General features: G+C 62.0%; 18 protein-coding genes. 6 read left to right on the top strand and 12 right to left on the bottom strand.

Annotated elements, in window-relative coordinates; translation table 11 throughout:
- The 4 genes from arcC to arcD (BFP99_RS18565) all read right to left on the bottom strand — a co-directional run bounded on the left by arcC (position 1) and on the right by arcD (BFP99_RS18565) (position 4,810).
- Entirely contained in the window at positions 1 to 930 is a 930-nt protein-coding gene (arcC, locus tag BFP99_RS18580; protein WP_065925908.1) for a carbamate kinase, read from the bottom strand.
- 148 nt (positions 931 to 1,078) lie between these two features.
- Positions 1,079 to 2,089: an ornithine carbamoyltransferase gene (locus BFP99_RS18575; RefSeq protein WP_015885593.1), complete on the bottom strand. Its 1,011-nt coding sequence runs from the start codon at positions 2,087 to 2,089 to the stop codon at positions 1,079 to 1,081.
- Positions 2,090 to 2,101: 12 nt separating this feature from the next.
- Positions 2,102 to 3,358, bottom strand: coding sequence for an arginine deiminase (gene arcA / locus BFP99_RS18570; protein WP_027605560.1), 1,257 nt, complete (start codon positions 3,356 to 3,358; stop codon positions 2,102 to 2,104).
- A gap of 24 nt (positions 3,359 to 3,382) precedes the next feature.
- On the bottom strand, positions 3,383 to 4,810 hold the full coding sequence (gene arcD / locus BFP99_RS18565; RefSeq protein WP_065925910.1) for an arginine-ornithine antiporter: 1,428 nt from the start codon (positions 4,808 to 4,810) through the stop codon (positions 3,383 to 3,385).
- A gap of 442 nt (positions 4,811 to 5,252) precedes the next feature.
- Here arcD (BFP99_RS18565) and arcD (BFP99_RS18560) point away from each other — a divergent pair, with 442 nt between their 5' ends.
- Positions 5,253 to 6,680, top strand: coding sequence for an arginine-ornithine antiporter (gene arcD, locus BFP99_RS18560; RefSeq protein ID WP_065947877.1), 1,428 nt, complete (start codon positions 5,253 to 5,255; stop codon positions 6,678 to 6,680).
- 104 nt (positions 6,681 to 6,784) lie between these two features.
- On the opposite strand, the gene BFP99_RS18555 is transcribed toward arcD (BFP99_RS18560), so the two are convergent.
- The 7 genes from BFP99_RS18555 to BFP99_RS18525 form a co-directional block, all read right to left on the bottom strand.
- Entirely contained in the window at positions 6,785 to 8,134 is a 1,350-nt protein-coding gene (locus BFP99_RS18555; RefSeq protein WP_065947876.1) for a CoA transferase, read from the bottom strand.
- A gap of 40 nt (positions 8,135 to 8,174) precedes the next feature.
- Positions 8,175 to 9,518: a sensor histidine kinase gene (locus BFP99_RS18550; protein WP_065947875.1), complete on the bottom strand. Its 1,344-nt coding sequence runs from the start codon at positions 9,516 to 9,518 to the stop codon at positions 8,175 to 8,177.
- A gap of 68 nt (positions 9,519 to 9,586) precedes the next feature.
- Positions 9,587 to 10,051, bottom strand: coding sequence for an LTXXQ domain protein (locus BFP99_RS18545; protein WP_027605565.1), 465 nt, complete (start codon positions 10,049 to 10,051; stop codon positions 9,587 to 9,589).
- 182 nt (positions 10,052 to 10,233) lie between these two features.
- The gene (locus BFP99_RS18540; protein ID WP_027605566.1) at positions 10,234 to 10,911 is read right to left on the bottom strand and encodes a response regulator transcription factor; all 678 of its coding nucleotides are present in this window, start codon (positions 10,909 to 10,911) and stop codon (positions 10,234 to 10,236) included.
- A gap of 7 nt (positions 10,912 to 10,918) precedes the next feature.
- Complete coding sequence (locus BFP99_RS18535) at positions 10,919 to 11,326, bottom strand: translation initiation factor 2 (protein WP_027605567.1); 408 nt, start codon at positions 11,324 to 11,326, stop codon at positions 10,919 to 10,921.
- Between the two features lie 106 nt (positions 11,327 to 11,432).
- Positions 11,433 to 11,732, bottom strand: a complete 300-nt coding sequence (locus BFP99_RS18530) for a YciI family protein (RefSeq protein ID WP_027605568.1) — start codon at positions 11,730 to 11,732, stop codon at positions 11,433 to 11,435.
- A gap of 1 nt (position 11,733) precedes the next feature.
- Positions 11,734 to 12,330, bottom strand: coding sequence for a septation protein A (locus BFP99_RS18525; RefSeq protein WP_065925914.1), 597 nt, complete (start codon positions 12,328 to 12,330; stop codon positions 11,734 to 11,736).
- 87 nt (positions 12,331 to 12,417) lie between these two features.
- On the opposite strand from BFP99_RS18525, the gene BFP99_RS18520 reads away from it, so the two are divergent.
- The 5 genes from BFP99_RS18520 to rluB all read left to right on the top strand — a co-directional run bounded on the left by BFP99_RS18520 (position 12,418) and on the right by rluB (position 17,114).
- Entirely contained in the window at positions 12,418 to 13,281 is an 864-nt protein-coding gene (locus tag BFP99_RS18520) for a PHP domain-containing protein (RefSeq protein WP_065925915.1), read from the top strand.
- Positions 13,282 to 13,294: 13 nt separating this feature from the next.
- Complete coding sequence (locus BFP99_RS18515) at positions 13,295 to 13,924, top strand: L-threonylcarbamoyladenylate synthase (RefSeq protein WP_027605571.1); 630 nt, start codon at positions 13,295 to 13,297, stop codon at positions 13,922 to 13,924.
- Positions 13,925 to 14,044: 120 nt separating this feature from the next.
- Entirely contained in the window at positions 14,045 to 14,743 is a 699-nt protein-coding gene (locus BFP99_RS18510) for a segregation and condensation protein A (protein ID WP_169898658.1), read from the top strand.
- 12 nt (positions 14,744 to 14,755) lie between these two features.
- Entirely contained in the window at positions 14,756 to 15,670 is a 915-nt protein-coding gene (scpB, locus tag BFP99_RS18505; protein ID WP_065925917.1) for an SMC-Scp complex subunit ScpB, read from the top strand.
- Between the two features lie 196 nt (positions 15,671 to 15,866).
- Complete coding sequence (rluB, locus tag BFP99_RS18500; RefSeq protein WP_027605574.1) at positions 15,867 to 17,114, top strand: 23S rRNA pseudouridine(2605) synthase RluB; 1,248 nt, start codon at positions 15,867 to 15,869, stop codon at positions 17,112 to 17,114.
- Positions 17,115 to 17,303: 189 nt separating this feature from the next.
- Here rluB and BFP99_RS18495 read toward each other — a convergent pair whose 3' ends face one another.
- Positions 17,304 to 18,263, bottom strand: coding sequence for a leucyl aminopeptidase (locus tag BFP99_RS18495; protein ID WP_065925918.1), 960 nt, complete (start codon positions 18,261 to 18,263; stop codon positions 17,304 to 17,306).
- Positions 18,264 to 18,312 lie beyond the last annotated feature (49 nt).

Raw genomic sequence — 18,312 nt, 5'->3', positions numbered from 1 at the left:
TCACAGATAGGTGATGCCAGGTGTCGCCGTGCTGATGCGTGTGCCGGCGCTGCCCTGGACGATGGCTTCGATGTCGGAGAGTGAACCGATCACCGCGGTTTTGCCAGTCTGGCGGGCGAACTCGCAGGCGGCTTGCACCTTGGGGCCCATGGAACCGGCGGCGAAGCCGAGTTTTTCCATGTCGTCGGGGTGGGCCTGGCCGATGGCTTTCTGGGTCGGCTTGCCGAAGTCGATAAAAGCGGCGTTGACGTCGGTGGCGATCACCAGCAAATCGGCGTCCAGTTGCGTGGCCAGCAACGAGGAGCACAGGTCTTTGTCGATCACGGCTTCGATGCCTTTGAGCTTGCCGTCTTCACCGTACAGGGTCGGGATACCGCCACCACCGGCGCAGATCACGATGGCGCTTTTTTCCAGCAGCCACTTGATCGGGCGAATCTCGAAAATACGTTTGGGCCGTGGGCTGGCCACGACGCGGCGATATTTATCGCCATCCGGGGCGATGGCCCAGCCTTTCTCGGCGGCGAGTTTTTCCGCTTCGGCCTTGGAGTACACCGGGCCGATGGGCTTGGTCGGGTTCTGGAAGGCAGGGTCCTTGGCGTCCACTTCCACCTGGGTGAGCAGGGTGGCGAACGGCACTTCGAAGTCCAGCAGGTTGCCCAGTTCCTGTTCGATGATGTAGCCGATCATGCCTTCGGTCTCGGCACCGAGCACGTCCAGCGGGTACGGCGAAACGCTGGTGTAGGCCGCCGCCTGCAACGACAGCAGGCCGACCTGCGGGCCATTGCCGTGGGCGATGACCAGTTCGTTGCCGGCATGGATCTTGGCGATCTGTTCGGTGGCGATGCGGATATTGGCGCGTTGGTTGTCTGCGGTCATGGGTTCACCACGGCGCAGGAGGGCGTTGCCGCCCAGGGCTACGACGATGCGCATATTGCAATCCTTCTAGAGCTCGTAATCCTTTGTAGGAGCGAGCTTGCTCGCGAAGGAGGTCAACGATAACGCGCCCATCCTGAATGAACGCGGTGCCCTTGAATTTTTCGCGAGCAAGCTCGCTCCTACAGTGGGATCGCAGCAGGGTTTAGATATCCGCGAGTGCCGACACCAGGATCGCCTTGATGGTGTGCATGCGGTTTTCCGCCTGCTCAAAGGCGATGTTGGCCGGTGACTCGAAGACTTCCTCGGTCACTTCCACACCATTGGCCAGGTTCGGATAACGTGCGGCGATGTCCTTGCCGACCTTGGTTTCGCTGTTGTGGAACGCCGGCAGGCAGTGCATGAATTTCACCCGAGGGTTGCCCGAGGCTTTCATCATCTTGGCGTTGACCTGGTACGGCAGCAGTTGCTCGATGCGTTCGTCCCACGCTTCCACCGGCTCACCCATGGACACCCAGATATCGGTGTGGATGAAGTCCACGCCCTTGACGGCTTCTTTCGGGTCTTCGGTGATGGTAATGCGCGCGCCGCTTTCCTCGGCGAAGGCCTGGCACTGTTTGATGAAGTCTTCATGGGGCCACAGGGCTTTCGGCGCGCCGATGCGCACGTCCATGCCGAGCTTGGCGCCGATCATCAGCAGCGAGTTACCCATGTTGTAGCGCGCGTCGCCCAGGTAGGCGTAGCTGATGTCATGCAGCGGCTTGTCGCTGTGCTCGCGCATGGTCAGGGTGTCGGCGATCATTTGGGTCGGGTGGAATTCGGCAGTGAGGCCGTTGAACACCGGCACGCCGGCGAACTTGGCCAGTTCTTCGACGATTTCCTGCTCGAAGCCACGGTATTCAATGGCGTCGAACATGCGACCGAGTACGCGGGCGGTGTCTTTCATGCTTTCTTTGTGGCCGATCTGCGACGACACCGGGTCGATATAGGTGACGTGGGCACCCTGGTCGTGGGCCGCCACTTCGAAGGCGCACCGGGTGCGGGTCGAGGTTTTTTCGAAGATCAGCGCGATGTTCTTGCCTTGCAGGTGCGGACGCTCGGTGCCGGTGTATTTGGCGCGCTTGAGGTCGCGGGACAGATCCAGCAGGTAATTCAGTTCGCGGGTGGTGTGGTGCATCAGCGACAGTAGGCTGCGGTTGCGCATATTGAAAGCCATGATGGAATCTCCTTAATAGTCGATAGGGTCGCGGATGATCGGGCAGGTCATGCAGTGGCCGCCGCCACGGCCACGGCCGAGTTCACCGGCGCTGATGGTGATGACTTCCACGCCGGCCTTGCGCAGCAGGGTGTTGGTGTAGGTGTTGCGGTCGTAGCCGATCACTACGCCAGGCTCCACGGCCACCACGTTGTTGCCGTCGTCCCACTGCTCGCGTTCGGCGGCGAAGCTGTTGCCGCCGGTCTCGACCACGCGCAGGGCCTTGAGGTTGAGCGCTGCGGCCACGGTCTCGAGGAAGTTGGTTTTCTCCCGCTGAATGTCGATGCCGTGGGGTTTGCTTTCGTCAGGGCGCAGGGTGAAGGGCACGATCTGGTTGACCACTTCGGGGAAGATGGTCACCAGGTCGCGGTCGCAGAAGCTGAACACGGTGTCCAGGTGCATCGCCGCGCGGGACTTCGGCAGACCGGCAACGATCACCCGTTCCACCGCTTTGTTCTTGAACAGGTTGCGCGCCAGTTGGCCGATGGCCTGGTGGGACGAACGCTCGCCCATGCCGATCAACACCACGCCATTGCCAATCGGCATGACGTCACCGCCTTCCAGCGTGGCGGCACCGTGTTCCTGGTCGGGGTCGCCGTACCAGATCTGGAAGTCCGCGTTGGTGAACTCGGGGTGGAATTTGTAGATGGCGCTCGCCAGCAGGGTTTCCTGGCGTCGCGCCGGCCAGTACATCGGGTTGAGCGTCACGCCGCCGTAGATCCAGCAGGTGGTGTCGCGGGTGAACTGGGTGTTGGGCAGCGGCGGCAGGATAAAACTGGCGTGGCCGAGGAAGTCGCGGAACATCTCGATGGTCTTGCCACCGAAGCTGCTCGGCAGGTCATCGGCTGACACGCCACCGATCAGGAACTCGGCGATCTTGCGCGGCTCAAGGCTGCGCAGCCAGGAGCTGACTTCCTCGACCAGGCCCAGGCCCACGGTGTTGGAAGTGATCTTTCGTTCCAGGATCCAGTCCAGGGCTTCGGGGTTGGCAACGATATCGGTCAGCAGGTTGTGCATTTCCAGCACATCAATGTCCCGTTCGCGCATCTTGGTCACGAAGTCGAAATGGTCGCGCTTGGCCTGGGCTACCCAGAGCACGTCATCGAACAGCAGTTCATCGCAGTTGTTAGGGGTCAGCCGCTGGTGGGCCAAGCCTGGGGAGCACACCATGACTTTGCGCAGTTTGCCGGCTTCGGAATGTACGCCGTACTTCACTTTTTCCGTGGTCATTACAGATCCTCCAGTGAACATCAGTTACAGAGTCAGGAAGCCGTCGTAGAGGCCATAGGCAGCCACCAGGGCGCCAATGACGACTGCGGCGAAAATCAGCTTCTCGACGTTGGTGAAAATCGGTTTGCCCAGTTCATGCTTGGCCTTGGCGAACAGGATCGCGCCGGGGGCATAGAGCAGGGCGGACAACAGCAGGTACTTGGTGCCGCCGGCATAGAGCAGCCAGACCGCGTAGATCAGTGCGACCGCGCCGATAAACAGGTCCTTCCTGCGCTCCTTGAGGGCGTTTTCGTAGGTTTCGCCGCGTACCGCCAGCAGCAGCGCGTAGGCCGCCGACCACAGGTAAGGCACCAGGATCATCGAGGTGGCGAGGTAGATCAGCGACAGGTAGGTACTGGCGGAAAACAGCGTGATCACCAGGAATATCTGGACCATGGCGTTGGTCAACCACAGGGCGTTGGCCGGCACATGGTTGGCGTTTTCCTTGCGCAGGAACTCCGGCATGGTGTGGTCCTTGGCGGCGGCGAACATGATCTCCGCACACAGCAGCACCCACGACAGCAGCGCACCCAGCAACGAGATGATCAAGCCGACGCTGATCAGCACCGCACCCCAGTGGCCCACCACATGCTCCAGCACGGCGGCCATCGACGGGTTCTGCAGCTTGGCCAGCTCCGGTTGGGTCATGATGCCCAGGGACAGCACGTTCACCAGCATCAGGAACAGCAGCACGGTGATAAAACCGATCACGGTGGCCTTGCCGACGTCGCTGCGTTTTTCGGCGCGTGCCGAGAAGATGCTCGCGCCTTCGATACCGATGAACACCCACACGGTGACCAGCATCATGTTGCGCACCTGGTTCATCACGCTGCCCAGGTCCGGGTTCTTCACGCCCCAGATGTCAGCGGTGAAAATGTCCAGCTTGAAGGCGAACACGGCGATCAACACGAACAGCACCAGCGGCACCACCTTGGCGACGGTGGTCACCAGGTTGATGAACGCCGCTTCCTTTATCCCGCGCAGCACCAGAAAGTGCACGGCCCACAGCAAGACCGACGCGCCAATCACCGCCGCAGGCGTATTGCCTTCGCCAAAGATCGGGAAGAAGTAACCGAGGGTGCTGAACAGGAGGACGAAGTAACCGACGTTGCCCAGCCAGGCGCTGATCCAGTAACCCCAGGCCGACGAAAAGCCCATGTAGTCACCGAAGCCGGCCTTGGCGTAGGCGTAGACGCCGCCGTCCAGATCAGGTTTGCGATTGGCCAGGGTCTGGAAGACGAAGGCCAGGGTCAGCATGCCCACGGCGGTAATTACCCAACCGATCAATACCGCGCCAACATCGGCACTGGCGGCCATGTTTTGCGGCAGAGAGAAGATCCCGCCGCCAATCATTGAGCCGACGACAAGTGCAACCAGTGCACCCAATCGAAGTTTTCCGGGAGATTCAGACATCGCATAACTCCAATGCAGGAGAAGAGAGACCACAGAATAATTCCGTGCGCTAATCAAACAGCTGACTCAGATCACTTCATTGGCACATTCCATTGTGAATTAATGACTTAGACTGGAAAGTCGTGGGCAATAGTTTTCCGCGCAAAGGCGCTTTCCAGAGCGATCTCTGCGGTTTGGTCAATCATTTAGTGCTGCGTATGGACGTTTGAAACTAGCCCGTTTTCCTGAATGTGCAAACTTTTCGCAATGGCGACAATAAAGAGCTTGGAAGCGACAAAGTATTCGGCGTATTTAAAATCTAGATAAGCCTAAACTATGCAAACTGTCATGCCGCTGAGTTATGAGCGTGGCGGTTTTATCGCTGTCTTTAATAAACGCTACACTCGCTGAGTTAATTAGTTGAGTGCATGGTTGTCCGCTCAAATTTTATTCAGGAGTCTGCATGTCTCAACCGGCCCAGAAACTTCGGCTTGGCGCCCTGATTGCCTTGGTGGTGGGCTCGATGATTGGCGGGGGGATCTTCTCGTTGCCGCAGAACATGGCCGCGCGCGCGGAGGTGGGCGCGGTGTTGATCGGTTGGGCGACCACCGCCGTGGGCATGCTGACCCTGGCGTTTGTCTTCCAGACCTTGGCCAATCGCAAGCCGGAACTGGATTCCGGGGTGTACGCCTACGCCAAGGCGGGTTTCGGCGACTACATGGGTTTTTCGTCGGCCTGGGGTTACTGGATCAGCGCGTGGATGGGCAATGTCGGTTATTTCGTGTTGCTGTTCAGCACCCTCGGCTATTTTTTCCCGGTGTTCGGCCAAGGCAATACGCCGGTGGCCATCGGCTGCGCATCGTTGCTGCTGTGGGCCGTGCATTTCCTGGTGATGCGCGGGATCAAGGAAGCCGCGTTCATTAACCAGATCACCACCGTGGCCAAGCTGGTGCCGCTGCTGATGTTCGTGGTGATCGCCGCCGTGGCGTTCAAGGCCGATATCTTCACTGCTGACATCTGGGGCCTGGAAAAGCCGCAATTGGGCAGTGTGGTGGACCAGGTGCGCAATATGATGCTGGTCACGGTATTTGTGTTTATCGGCATTGAAGGCGCCAGTGTGTATTCGGCGCGGGCCGAGAAGCGCGCGGACGTGGGGCGGGCCACGGTGATCGGCTTTCTCGGCGTGCTGGCGCTGTTGGTGCTGGTGAATGTGTTGTCCCTCGGCATCATGAGCCAGGCGGAGCTGGCCGGCCTGCAAAACCCGTCCCTGGCCGGTGTGCTCGAGCATATCGTCGGTCCCTGGGGCGCGTTGCTGATCAGTATCGGCCTGGCCGTGTCGCTGCTGGGGGCCTTGTTGTCCTGGGCGCTGCTGTGTGCCGAGATCCTCTATGCCACCGCCCATGACAAGACCATGCCGGCCTTCCTGAAAAAGGAAAATGCCAACCAGGTGCCGGTCAACGCCTTGTGGCTGACCAATGTGATGATCCAGGTCTTCCTGGTGATCACGCTGTTTTCCCACAGCACCTACACCACCCTGATCTACCTGGCGTCGTCGATGATCCTCGTGCCTTACCTGTGGTCGGCGGCTTACGCGGTGTTGCTGAGCGGGCGTGGTGAAACCTATGAAGGTGCCCACCGCCATCGCATCAAGGACCTGCTGGTGGGGTTGATCGCCCTGGGTTACGCCGTATGGTTGCTCTACGCCGGGGGCCTTAAATACCTGCTGCTGTCGGCGCTGCTGTATGCGCCGGGCGTGATCCTGTTCGCCCTGGCCAAGCGCGAACAGGGCCAGCCGTTGTTTACCCACGTTGAGAAAGGCATTTTCAGCTGCGTGATCGCCGGTGCAGGGCTGGCGGCGTATGGGTTGTACAGCGGGGTGTTGTCGTTGTGATGGGGTGACGGTACTGGCCTCATCGGGAGCAAGCCCCCTCCCACATTTTGAATATGTTCACCCATCAAAGTGTGGGGGGCTTGCTGCCGATAGCGGCCGTCAAGTCACCATTGAGGCCGGTGGGAGCCCAATTCTCCCGCCGGCAAATCCCATTGCAATGGCGTACCGCTGATAGTCAGCGGGGGCAGCAGCCGATGGGCCTGGCCCCAGGCGGTCTGTTCGACGACCAGGCCTTGATCCCCTGGTTCTTCCTCGCGCAACGACGGTTGCTCGGGCACTTGGCCTGCTTGCACCAGTAACGTTGCGGTGCGTGCCAACGACAACCGCGCCGAACCACCGCGCCCCGACTGCAGCCGTTCGCCCAGCGCCTGAATCGCACTGGCCGCCATCAGATACCCGGTCGCGTGATCCAGCGCCTGCAACGGCAGTGGCACCGGTTTATCCGCGTGTTTCCAGAGCATGCCGGCCTCGGCGATCCCGCTGCTCATCTGCACCAGGCTGTCGAAGCCCCGGCGATTACGCCACGGGCCGCTCCAGCCGTAGGCGTTGAGGCTGACGTCGATCAGGCCTGGGGCGAGGTGTTGCAGTTCGGGGGCGGTGTAGCCCAGATGCTCCAGGGCGTCAGCGCGGTATCCGTGGAACAGGATGTCGGCGTCCCTGAGCAAACGCTCGAAAACCCGCCGACCTTCGGGCGTTTTCAGGTCCAGGCGCGCGCAGCGTTTGCCCAGGGTCATTTCCGGGACTACACCGGGTTCGTTCCAGGTGGGTGAGTCGATGCGCAGTACATCCGCGCCGAGGCCGGCAAGGAAACGACTGGCCACCGGGCCGGCCAATACGCGGGTCAGGTCCAGCACCTTGAGGCCGGCCAGCGGGCGTGCCAGCGAACCGTGCCAGGGTTTGTCGGTCGTGGTTTCGAAGGTCTGGCGTTGGACCAGCGCCTCGGCGTTCACCGCCAACCCCTGCGGATGTTGCTGCCAGGCTTGCCAGGCACGCATCTGCGCGGCGCAGCCACCTTGGTCGACAATCGCCTGTTCCAGTTCTGCCGCGTTCCACGCCGCGACCTTGCCGGCCATCCCGGCGCGGTCGGCGACCTTGCCCAGCACCCGCTCGGCGGCGGCACGGTGATGAGGCGCGTTGGTATGCAGGCGAATCCAGCCATCGGCGCTGGCGTAATCGCCGGCCACCGGATCCCACAACGGTGGCACTTGCCAGCCCAGCGGGCGGATCGAGGACGAGAACCAGAAAGAGGCGAGGCGTCGGTCCACACTCACCTCGGGCTGGCGCCCGGTCTGTTGCCGGATCAACTGGGCGACGGCCTGCCCGGCGGCGCCGATGCTGGCACTGGCCAGCTCGGTGACAGCGAAGGTCGAGGGCAGGGCGCCAGCCTCGGTGAAGGTCAGCGGGATGTGGGGTAGATCGAGTGCGGCTTGGATGGGAGTCAGCAGGTCAGTCATCAAAGGCCCTCCGTAAGAGAGGGGCCACTATAGAAGATCATCACACCGGCGTGACAACTCCCGGTTCCAACGGCAGGTCGATGCTGGCGATAAAACCACCGGCTGGGTGATTGGCCAGGATCAGGCTGCCACCGTGGCGTTCGGCCGCGCGTCGCGCGATCGCCAGGCCCAGGCCGTGGCCTTGGGCGGTCTGGCCGGGAGCGCGGTAGAACGGTTCACCGAGTTGGCTCAGGTGTTCGGCGTCCACGCCGGGGCCATGGTCGCGCACGCTGATCAGGATACGTTCGCCCTGGCGCTGGGCGTGCAAATCGATCGGTTGCCCCGGCGGGTTAAAGCGCTGGGCATTGCGCAGCAGGTTATCCACAGCCCGTTCGATCATGGTCGGCCAGCCCTTCAGTTGCAGGTCTGCGTCGGTGCTCAGTTGCACCACCTGGTCCGGCGCGCTGAGTTGGGCATCCTTTTGCAGGGTTTTGAGCAGGGGGATGAGGTCGATGTCTTCGGCGCTGGCATTGTCGGCATCGACGCGGGCCAGCACCAGGATCTCGCTGATCAGCGCTTCCAGGCGGTCGCATTCGCGGGTCAGGCGTGGCCAGAGTTTTTCCCGTTCTTCGGGGCTGGCGCGCTCGGCCAAGGCCAGGGCGATGCGCAGGCGCGCGAGGGGCGAGCGCAGCTCATGGGACACGTCGCGCAGCAGCTGGCGTTGACTGCCGATCAGGCTTTGCAGGCGTGCGCCCATGCGGTTGAAGTCGGTGGCGAGTACGCCGAACTCATCGCGGCGGTTAGCCAGTTGCGCCAGGCTGTTCTGCTGGTAGGTGGCCTGGCCGAGGTCATGCACGGCGCCGCGCAGGCGGCTTAGTGGGCGGGTGATGGACAAGGTGACGAACAGGCTGAACAAGGTCAGTACCACCAGGGCAATCGTCAGTGCGCTCAAGGGCCATGCCAGGCTGCTGCGGTGCCACTCGTCCAGTTCCGGGTGCGGGATGCGGTAGATCAACAGGTAGGTGTCGCCGGTCTTCTCGCTGGTGTACTCGGCGGTCAGGCGTCGCCAGGGCAGATGGCCTTCCTTGCTGTCGTTCTGTCGGGCTTCAAAGGCGGCGGCGCGGCGCGGGAAGGTGCCGCGCACCACCGGCTCGCCGCTTTCGTTGAGCACTTGCACGTCGATGTGGTACTGGCGCTTGCGCTGTTGCAGCAGGTCCTGGGCGGCATCCTCGCCCTGGGCTTCGTAGAGTTGGGTCCACTCTTGCGCGAGGTTATTGAGGCCGGGGTGGCGGCTGAGAATCCAGGCATCCTGGTTAAGCATGTGCCCAAGCAGGATCGACAACCCGGCAACCAGGGCGATGGCCAGCCAGAAACTGGCCAGGATGCGCCAGAACAATGAACGCACAGGAAACCCTCAAACAGGAAAAGCCCAGTGGCGGTGGCCACTGGGCTGGGAGTGTTAACGCGGGTGCATTATTGCGCTTTTTGCGGCTGTTGCGCTTTCCAGGCCTGGAATTCCTTCCATTCTGCACGGCGCTGTTCTTGCTTCTTGACGATCTCGTCGAACTTCTTCTGCTGGTCAGGCTTGAGCACGGCACGGATATCGGCCTGGGTTTTCTGCTTGCCGGCGGCGATTTCATCCTGCATGGCTTTCTGGTCGGCGGCCGGGAGTTTGTCCAGGTACTTTTTGACCAGGTCCTTGCGAGCGTGCCATTGGTCACCCATCAGCTTGCCGATCTGCTCGCGCTGTTCGCGGCTCAGGTCCAGTTGGCTGAAGGGGCCGCCTTTGCCACGCGGACCGTGTTCACCGCCGTGGCCCGGGCCACCCATCATGTGCCCTTCAGGGCCGCCCATCGGGCCCGGGCCTTCAGGCAGTGCGGCCATGGCAACGGTCGGCAGGGCGGCGGCGAACATCAAAGCGATAAGGGTCTTGCGCATGGTGATTCTCCTGTCTCTATTCCGGTGAGTCCGGATGTGAGTAGATTACGGAGATCAAGGTCAGCCGCCGTCAGGAGAGGGTAAAGGTTTGGTAAGGGGGGCGGCAGCTGCAAGTTTTTAGCTGCAAGCGGCAAGTAACAGCTTTTCACTTGCCGCTTGTAGCTTGCAACTTATAGCTGCCTCTAGAGGCTGTAATAGTAGCCCCGGCTGCGCAACGCCACGATCCGTGGCCGGCCATCGGGGTGAGGGCCGATCTTCTTGCGCAGGTTGCTGACGTGCATGTCCAGGCTGCGATCGTAAAGGGTCAGCTTGCGGCCCAGGGCGATTTGCGCCAGTTCCTGCTTGTCCAGTGGTTCGCCGGGCTGGCGCAATAATGCTTCCAGCAGGCGGCTTTCGGAGACGGTGAGGGTGAATTCCTGCTCATCGATGCTGACCACGCCGCGCACCGGGCTGAAGCACAGGTCGCCCAGTTCCAGTTGGCTGGACACGGCGGCCGGGTGGCTGCGGCGCAATACCGCGCGCAGGCGCGCGGTGAGTTCGCGTGGGTCGCAGGGCTTGGCCAGGTAGTCGTCGGCGCCCAATTCCAGGCCGAGGATGCGGTCCAGGGGTTCGCCCCGCGCCGAAAGCATCAGCACCGGCAGCTCCGGATGGTCGTTGCGCAATTGCTTGAGCAGCTCCAGGCCGCTGCCGTCGGGCAGCATCACATCCAGTACCACCGCCGCCGGGGCGCTGTCGGCCAAGGCTTTGCGCGCGCTCAAGCCATCGTGGCAGGCGCGCACCTGGAAACCTTCCTGGCTCAGCCAACTGCTCAGCAGCTCGCAGAGCTCCTGGTCATCATCTATCAGTAACAGCTCGCTCATGACTCACTCAATTTAGCCATTGTCGACGGCGACGGTGCCCACCGCTGGCGAAGATCCCGCACAACAGGGCGATCAGTGCGACGGCCCCACCCGTGACGAACCATTGTTGCTGCTCGGTCAGCCAGCGGGTCAAGGCGCCGCCCTGTGCATCTTTGAGTTGCTGGGCCAGGCGTTGGTTCTCCTGGCGAAGGCGACTCAATTGAGCGCTTTCGCGGGTGGCATCCGCGCTTTGCAGTTGCTTGCTCAGTTCTTCACGCTGCCGCTCGCTTTCTTTCAAGCGTTGCTGCAACTCGGTGATCTGGGCGCCGGCGCTCAAGGACAGGGGCGTGGAACTGCCGGTGCTCGAGGTTTCTTCAGCGTGGGCCGTAGCCCCGATCATTAACACTGCCAACAGACACAACTGACGTAAGCGCATCGGAACTCCTGATTCCACACGAATATTCAGAACGTTGTCGGCAGGTTGCCGAAAATAATGAGCAATTAGGAGTGCGCCGTACTCAATAGGTTCGGCGCAATCGGGATCAGGGCAGGACTTGCTTGAAGGGTTTGATCACTACGTCGGCGTAGACCCCTGCGGCGACATAGGGATCGGCCTTGGCCCAGGCCTGGGCATCGGCCAGCGAGGCGAACTCGGCGACGATCAGGCTACCGGTAAAACCGGCGTCGCCCGGGTCGTTGCTGTCCACGGCCGGGTGCGGGCCGGCCAGCACGATGCGGCCTTCGGCTTGAAGGACTTTCAGGCGCTCGACGTGGGCCGGGCGCACGGACAGGCGTTTTTCCAGCGAGTTGGCAACGTCGGTGGCAATGATGGCGTAGAGCATGTCAGTCCTCGGTTTTCGGCGTAGTAGGCTCGGTGTCATGCAGGTGGCGCGACAGGTAGATGCCCTGGGCGACCAGGAACAGCACGGTCATGCCCAGGCTGCCGAACACTTTGAAGTCGACCCAGTAGTCCTGGAAGGTAAACGCCACGAACAGGTTGGCGGCACCGCAGAAGATGAAAAACACGATCCAGGCCACGTTCAAGCGTGTCCACACCGGTTCCGGCAGGGTCAGTGCGTGGCCCATGATCCGCTTGATCAGCAGGCGATCACCGATGAAGTGGCTGCCGATGAATGCCAGGGCGAACAGCCAGTTCACCACCGGCGCTTTCCATTTAAGGAAGGTTTCGCTGTGGAAGGCCAGGGTCAGGCTGCCGAAGACCAGGCAGGCGACCAGGGTCAGCCACTGGCTTTTTTCCAGTTTGCGCTGGGAAATGAAGATGGCGCCGTAGACCACCACAGAGCTGATGATGAGCACGGCGGTGGCGCTGTAGATGCCGCCGACAGTCAGCTCATGGCCGGCCAGGTCGATGACCCTGGGGTCGAGTTTGTAAACGATGAAAAACAGCAACAGCGGGATGAAGTCGATGAATTGTTTCACAGTAAGAGCCAGAAGCTGGATGTGGCGGCATAATAACAAACATCCTTGGTTGCGATAGCGCCAGCTGACTTGAGGTTACACACCCCCGTGAATGTTGATTTGCACTGCCACAGCACGGCCTCCGACGGCGCCCTGGCGCCCGCGGTACTGGTTGCGCGTGCGTTTGAAAAAGGCGTGCGAGTCCTCTCGTTGACCGACCACGACACCCTCGAAGGCCTCGACGAAGCGCGTACAACGGCCCATGCCCTGGGCATGCAACTGGTCAACGGGGTGGAATTGTCCTGCACCTGGGGCGGCGCCACCATTCATGTGCTCGGCTACGGCTTCGATCAAAAAGCGCCGCCGCTGGTGGAGGCTATCGCGCAATTGCACGATGGCCGCTGGCTGCGGTCCGAAGAAATAAGCCGAAAACTCAGCCTCAAAGGCATGCCCAACGCCCTCGACGGCGCCCGCGCCCTCCAGCAGGAACTGGGTGACAGCGGCAACGCGCCGGCCCGTCCGCACTTTGCCGACTGGATGGTGCGTGAGGGTTTTGTCAAAGACCGCGCCGAAGCCTTTCGCAAGTGGCTGGGCGCCGGCAAGTTGGGCGATGTGAAGCAACATTGGCCGACCCTCGAAGACACCGTCGAGACCCTGCGGGCCTCCGGAGCCTGGGTCAGCCTGGCGCATCCCTGGCATTACGATTTCACCCGCAGCAAGCGTCGCAAGCTGATTGGCGACTATATTGGAGCGGGCGGTCACGCGATCGAAGTGGTCAACGGCTTTCAACCCGCCGAACAGGTGGGCAGCCTGTCGATCCTTGCCCGCGAATTTGGTCTGCTGGTCAGCGCCGGCAGTGACTTTCATGGCCCTGGCGGCTGGTCCGAGATCGGCGAGTACCGCGCGGTCCCGGAAGATTTGCCGCTGTTGTGGGGGAGATTCAAGCATGACCCCATTATTGCCACCGTCTGAACAGGTAGAACCCGTGAGTCAATTCTTCCAGATTCATCCGGAAAACCCCCAGGCGCGCCTGATCAAGCAGGCCGTAGAGATCATTCGCGCCGGCGGTGTGGTGATCTACCCAACCGATTCGTCATACGCCATCGGTTGCCAGATCGGTGACAAGGGCGCAGTCGAGCGTGTCAGACGCCTGCGCCAGCTGGATGACAAGCACAACTTTGCGCTGATCTGTAGCGACTTGTCCCAGCTGGGCCTGTTCGCCAAGGTCGACACCGGCACCTTCCGCCTGCTCAAGGCCCACACGCCAGGGCCCTACACTTTTATCCTCAACGCCACCCGCGAAGTGCCGCGCCTGCTGCTGCACCCGAAAAAACGCACCATCGGCCTGCGGGTGCCGGAGCATCCCATCGCCCTGGCGTTGCTGGCCGAGCTGGGTGAGCCGTTGATGAGTGTGTCGCTGATCATGCCCGGCGACACCGAGCCCCTGGAAGACCCGTACGAGATGCGCCAATTGCTGGAAAAACAGGTGGACCTGATCATCGACGGCGGTTTCGGCGGCAACAAGGCCTCCACCGTGATCAACCTGGCCGACGGCGAACCTGAAGTGATCCGTGTCGGTTGCGGCGATCCTGCGCCCTTTATGGCCGAGGCCTGAATGTCAGCCGTGGAAACCGTCGACAGCCAGGCGGGCGCCCAGCAGGAGCTGCCGTTTGCCATGGTATACGGCCAGGCGGTGCTGGAAATGCCGCTGGACCTGTACATTCCGCCGGACGCCCTGGAGGTCTTCCTTGAGGCTTTCGAGGGCCCGCTGGACTTGCTGCTGTACCTGATCCGCAAGCAGAACATCAACATCCTCGACATCCCGGTGGCGGAAATCACCCGCCAGTACATGGGCTATGTCGAGTTGATGCAGTCGGTACGCCTGGAACTGGCTGCCGAGTACCTGGTGATGGCCGCCATGCTCGCCGAGATCAAGTCGCGCATGCTGTTGCCGCGCGCGGAGACGGTCGAGGCCGAAGAGGACGACCCGCGCGCCGAACTGATCCGCCGGCTGCAGGAATACGAGCGCTTCAAGGCCGCCGCCGAAGGTATCGACGGCCTGAGCCGCGTCGGCCGCGACGTGGTGGTACCCAAGCTCGACGCCCCCGAAGCCCGCGCGCGCAAGCTGCTGCCGGACGTGAGCCTGGAAGAGTTGCTGATGTCCATGGCCGAGGTGCTGCGCCGTGGCGATATGTTTGAACACCACCAGGTCAGTCGCGAGGCCCTGTCCACCCGCGAGCGTATGAGCGATGTGCTCGAACGCCTCAAGGGCGGCGGGTTTGTGCCGTTTGTGGAGCTGTTCACGGCGGAAGAAGGGCGCCTGGGGGTGGTGGTGACCTTTATGGCGGTCCTCGAGCTGGTCAAGGAGTCCTTGGTCGAGCTGGTCCAGAATGAGCCTTTTGCGGCTATCCACGTGCGGGCGCGAGCCGAATAAAGAGCTGAAACGATGAATCTGACTGAACCCCGCGAATTGGCCCCGTTGCTGGAGGCCTTTCTCCTGGCCTCGGGTAAACCGCAATCCCTGGAGCGTCTGTTCGAACTGTTTGAGGAAGCCGAGCGCCCTGAACCGCCGGTGTTCAAGAAGGCGCTGGAAATCCTGCGCAAATCCTGCGACGGCCGCGCCTTTGAACTGCGTGAGGTGGCGTCGGGTTATCGCCTGCAGATCCGTGAGAAGTTTTCCCCGTGGGTCGGCCGCCTCTGGGAAGAGCGCCCGCAGCGCTATTCACGGGCGATGCTGGAGACCATGGCGCTGATCGCCTATCGCCAGCCCATCACCCGTGGCGAAATCGAGGACGTGCGGGGCGTGGCGGTCAACAGCCATATCGTCAAGACGCTGCTGGAGCGTGAGTGGATCCGTATCGTCGGCTACCGCGACGTGCCCGGCAAACCGGCGATGTTCGCCACCACCAAGGTGTTCCTCGACCATTTCAACCTGAAAAACCTCGACGACCTGCCGCCCCTGGCCGAATTGCGTGAGATGGAAGCCGAGCCGGTGCTCGACTTCGACGACGCCCCGGTCCCGGCGAGCCTGCAGGAACTGGCCGACGCCACCGCCGAGCCGGAGGAGCCGAAGGACGAAACCAGTTTCCACACGTTGTTGCTGGAACTGGACGACATGGAGCAGGGCATCAAGACCGACTTTGATGACTTGCTGCGCGATGGTGCGGCCGAGCCGGAAGCCCAGGTGAGCGTGGAGGTCGAACCTGAACCTGAGGACGATATCCTCGGCGTGGCCGAAGCCCGCGAAAAACTCCTGGCCGCCGTCGCCGCCCTCGAACAACCGCCCCTGAGCGACGAAGAAGACGAAGCCCGGGCACTGGCCGAAGCCATCGAGAACGAACGCCGCCAGTTCGAAGACTGACGCAGTCGAATGCGGGGCCTGGGGCACCACCGGTCGGCGGAAAAAACCATGACCTGGCGCTTATCGACTAGTCTCTGATGCGCAACGCGCGCCATGGGCGTATGATTCGCGACCCTTTGCCGACCTATTCGGCCAAAGCCCCGCTTTCAACACTCTTCAGGCCACGCCTGAATCGACCCACCGGGAGGTGCTTAAGATGAACGATAAAGACCAGAACGACAGCCAGGAAATCGGCCCTGCAGGCGAAAAGCTGCAAAAGGTGCTGGCGCGTATCGGCGTGGGCTCGCGCCGCGACGTCGAAGCCTGGATCACCCAGAAGCGCATCAAGGTCAACGGCGTCGAGGCCACCCTTGGCCAGCGCGTCGACCTGCACGATGCAATCACCATTGATGGCAAGGTCATCAAGCGTGAAGAGGCCGCCGAATCGGTGCGCCGCGTGATCATGTACAACAAGCCCGATGGCGAGATCTGCACCCGTGACGACCCGGAAGGCCGTCCGACCGTGTTCGACAAGATGCCCAAGCCCAAAGAAGGCCGTTGGATCAACATCGGTCGTCTCGACATCAACACCACCGGCTTGCTGATGTTCACCACCGACGGTGAACTGGCCAACCGCCTGATGCACCCGTCCTACGAGATGGACCGCGAATACGCCGTGCGTGTGCGTGGTGAAGTCGATGATGAGATGATCGAACGCCTCAAGGCCGGCGTGGTGCTGGAAGACGGCCCGGCCAAGTTCACCGACATCAAGCAAGCCCCGGGCGGTGAAGGTTTCAACCACTGGTACCACTGCGTGGTGATGGAAGGCCGTAACCGTGAAGTGCGTCGCCTGTGGGAATCCCAGGGCCTGGTGGTCAGCCGCCTGAAGCGCGTGCGTTTTGGCCCGGTGTTCCTCAACTCCGACCTGCCGATGGGCCGCTGGCGCGAAATGAGCCAGTACGAAGTCGACATCCTCAGCGCCGAAGTCGGCCTGACGCCGGTCGCCATGCCGCAGATGAACGCCAAGAGCAAAGACAAGCTCGATCGTATGCAGCGTAAATCGTCGCGCCCCGTGGCCCGCACCGAACGTGTTGCCCGCACCCTGCGCCCGGCGCTGGATGCACCGGCTACCGGGGGGCGTATCTCACGTCAACCGCACATCGAAGGCGAGCGTCGCCCAACCGCGCCATCGCGCCAGGAAGGCGAACGTGCGCCACGCACCCCACGCCCAGCCGGTCGTGGTGACGCGCCAAGCGGTGGTCGCAGCAACCGTGGTGACGCCGGTCGCGGTGCTCCAGCATCCGATCACCCAGCCGACAGCGCCAACACCAAGCGCCCGGCCAAGCCAGCGCCGAAAAAGCGCCCAGGCCTGAAACTGGTCGCGGACGAGCCATCGGGCAAGCGCCGTGGCGCACCGGCCGGTTCAGGTCAACGTCCAGGCTTTGGTCGCAAGAAACCGCAGTGATGTAACCGCGGCACACAAACGCCAACCCTAGGGTTGGCGTTTGTGTGCCTTGGAATAGAGGTAAAACATGTGGGAGGGGGCTTGCTCCCGATAGCGGTGTATCAGCTTGCCAATCCGGCGACTGACGCACCGCTATCGGGAGCAAGCCCCCTCCCACAGTTGGATCTCCATCATTTTCAAGGTCGGTGATCAGAACGCAAAGGTGCCGTCAAAGACGGGTTTGTCATCCAACGCCAACACCCCACTGGCAAAGATCAGGTCCAGGTGATGGCTGCCTTTCTGCCCGCCACCCAAGCCCAGGTGCAAGCCGCAGTGGCGCTCCTCGAACCCGGCATTGCGCGCATACAGGTCCTTCACCCCTTCATTGGTGCCAATCCCCAGTTCCTCCACCCGGCGATTGGACGGGTTGGCATTCAGGTATTTATTGAAGTCGTCGGCCAGCCCCGGCACGTCACTGGCCACGCTGCAGATGGTCGAGTTTTCGATCCACAGTTCCAGTGGTGACTGCAGCACGCCGTACTTGCGTGCGAAGGGGATGGTGCTGAGAAAGGTGCCGACAAACCGCACCTGACCATTGATGGCCTCGCTGTGGGTGGCGATTTCGCCGGGGGCCAGGTCGTGGTTGCCGATGCCGTTGATATTGGTCCACTTCTTGATGCTGCTCATGGGCGCCTGCAGGCGTGAGCCGTGTTTGTCGGTAAAGCTCAGCACAGCGGCTTGGGACATGCGCCGGATCAGCGTGGCGTTGAGGTCGGCGATGCGCTGCGGCTCGACGCTGAAAGTGTCGTAGAAGTAGTCGCCGTAATCCTTGAACAGCAGGGATTTCTTCCAGTGTTCGGCCATCACGCCTTGCAGGGCACGGATGAAGTCCGGGCCTTCAGCGCGCGGGTTGGGCAGGGTGGAGGAATCGTAGAGGAACAGGTACAGGTCGCAGGCTTCGATGGCCTGCGCCAGGCTGTCGCTGTCGGCCAGGTCCAGGCGCTGCACCTGGAAGTTGAAACGGGCGGCGCTGCTCTGGGCGATCGCCTGGGCGATGGCGTCGTAGCGCTCGGTGTGGCCCAGCAGCACAGTGGGGCAGTTCAGGCCGCTGAGGGCCGGATGGTGTGCAAGGTAGTAGAGAAAGTGTTCAACGGCGCGGGCCTTGTCCATGACGTATGTCCTTGTGTGCCTTGGGTAAGGAGGCAGGTGCCGTGCACAG

This window comes from Pseudomonas sp. 1 R 17, assembly GCF_900067035.1.
GTDB classification, from domain to species: domain Bacteria; phylum Pseudomonadota; class Gammaproteobacteria; order Pseudomonadales; family Pseudomonadaceae; genus Aquipseudomonas; species Aquipseudomonas marginalis.
The sequence above is the reverse complement of the archived record's forward strand: the minus strand, read 5'-3'. Positions and strand labels throughout refer to the sequence as shown.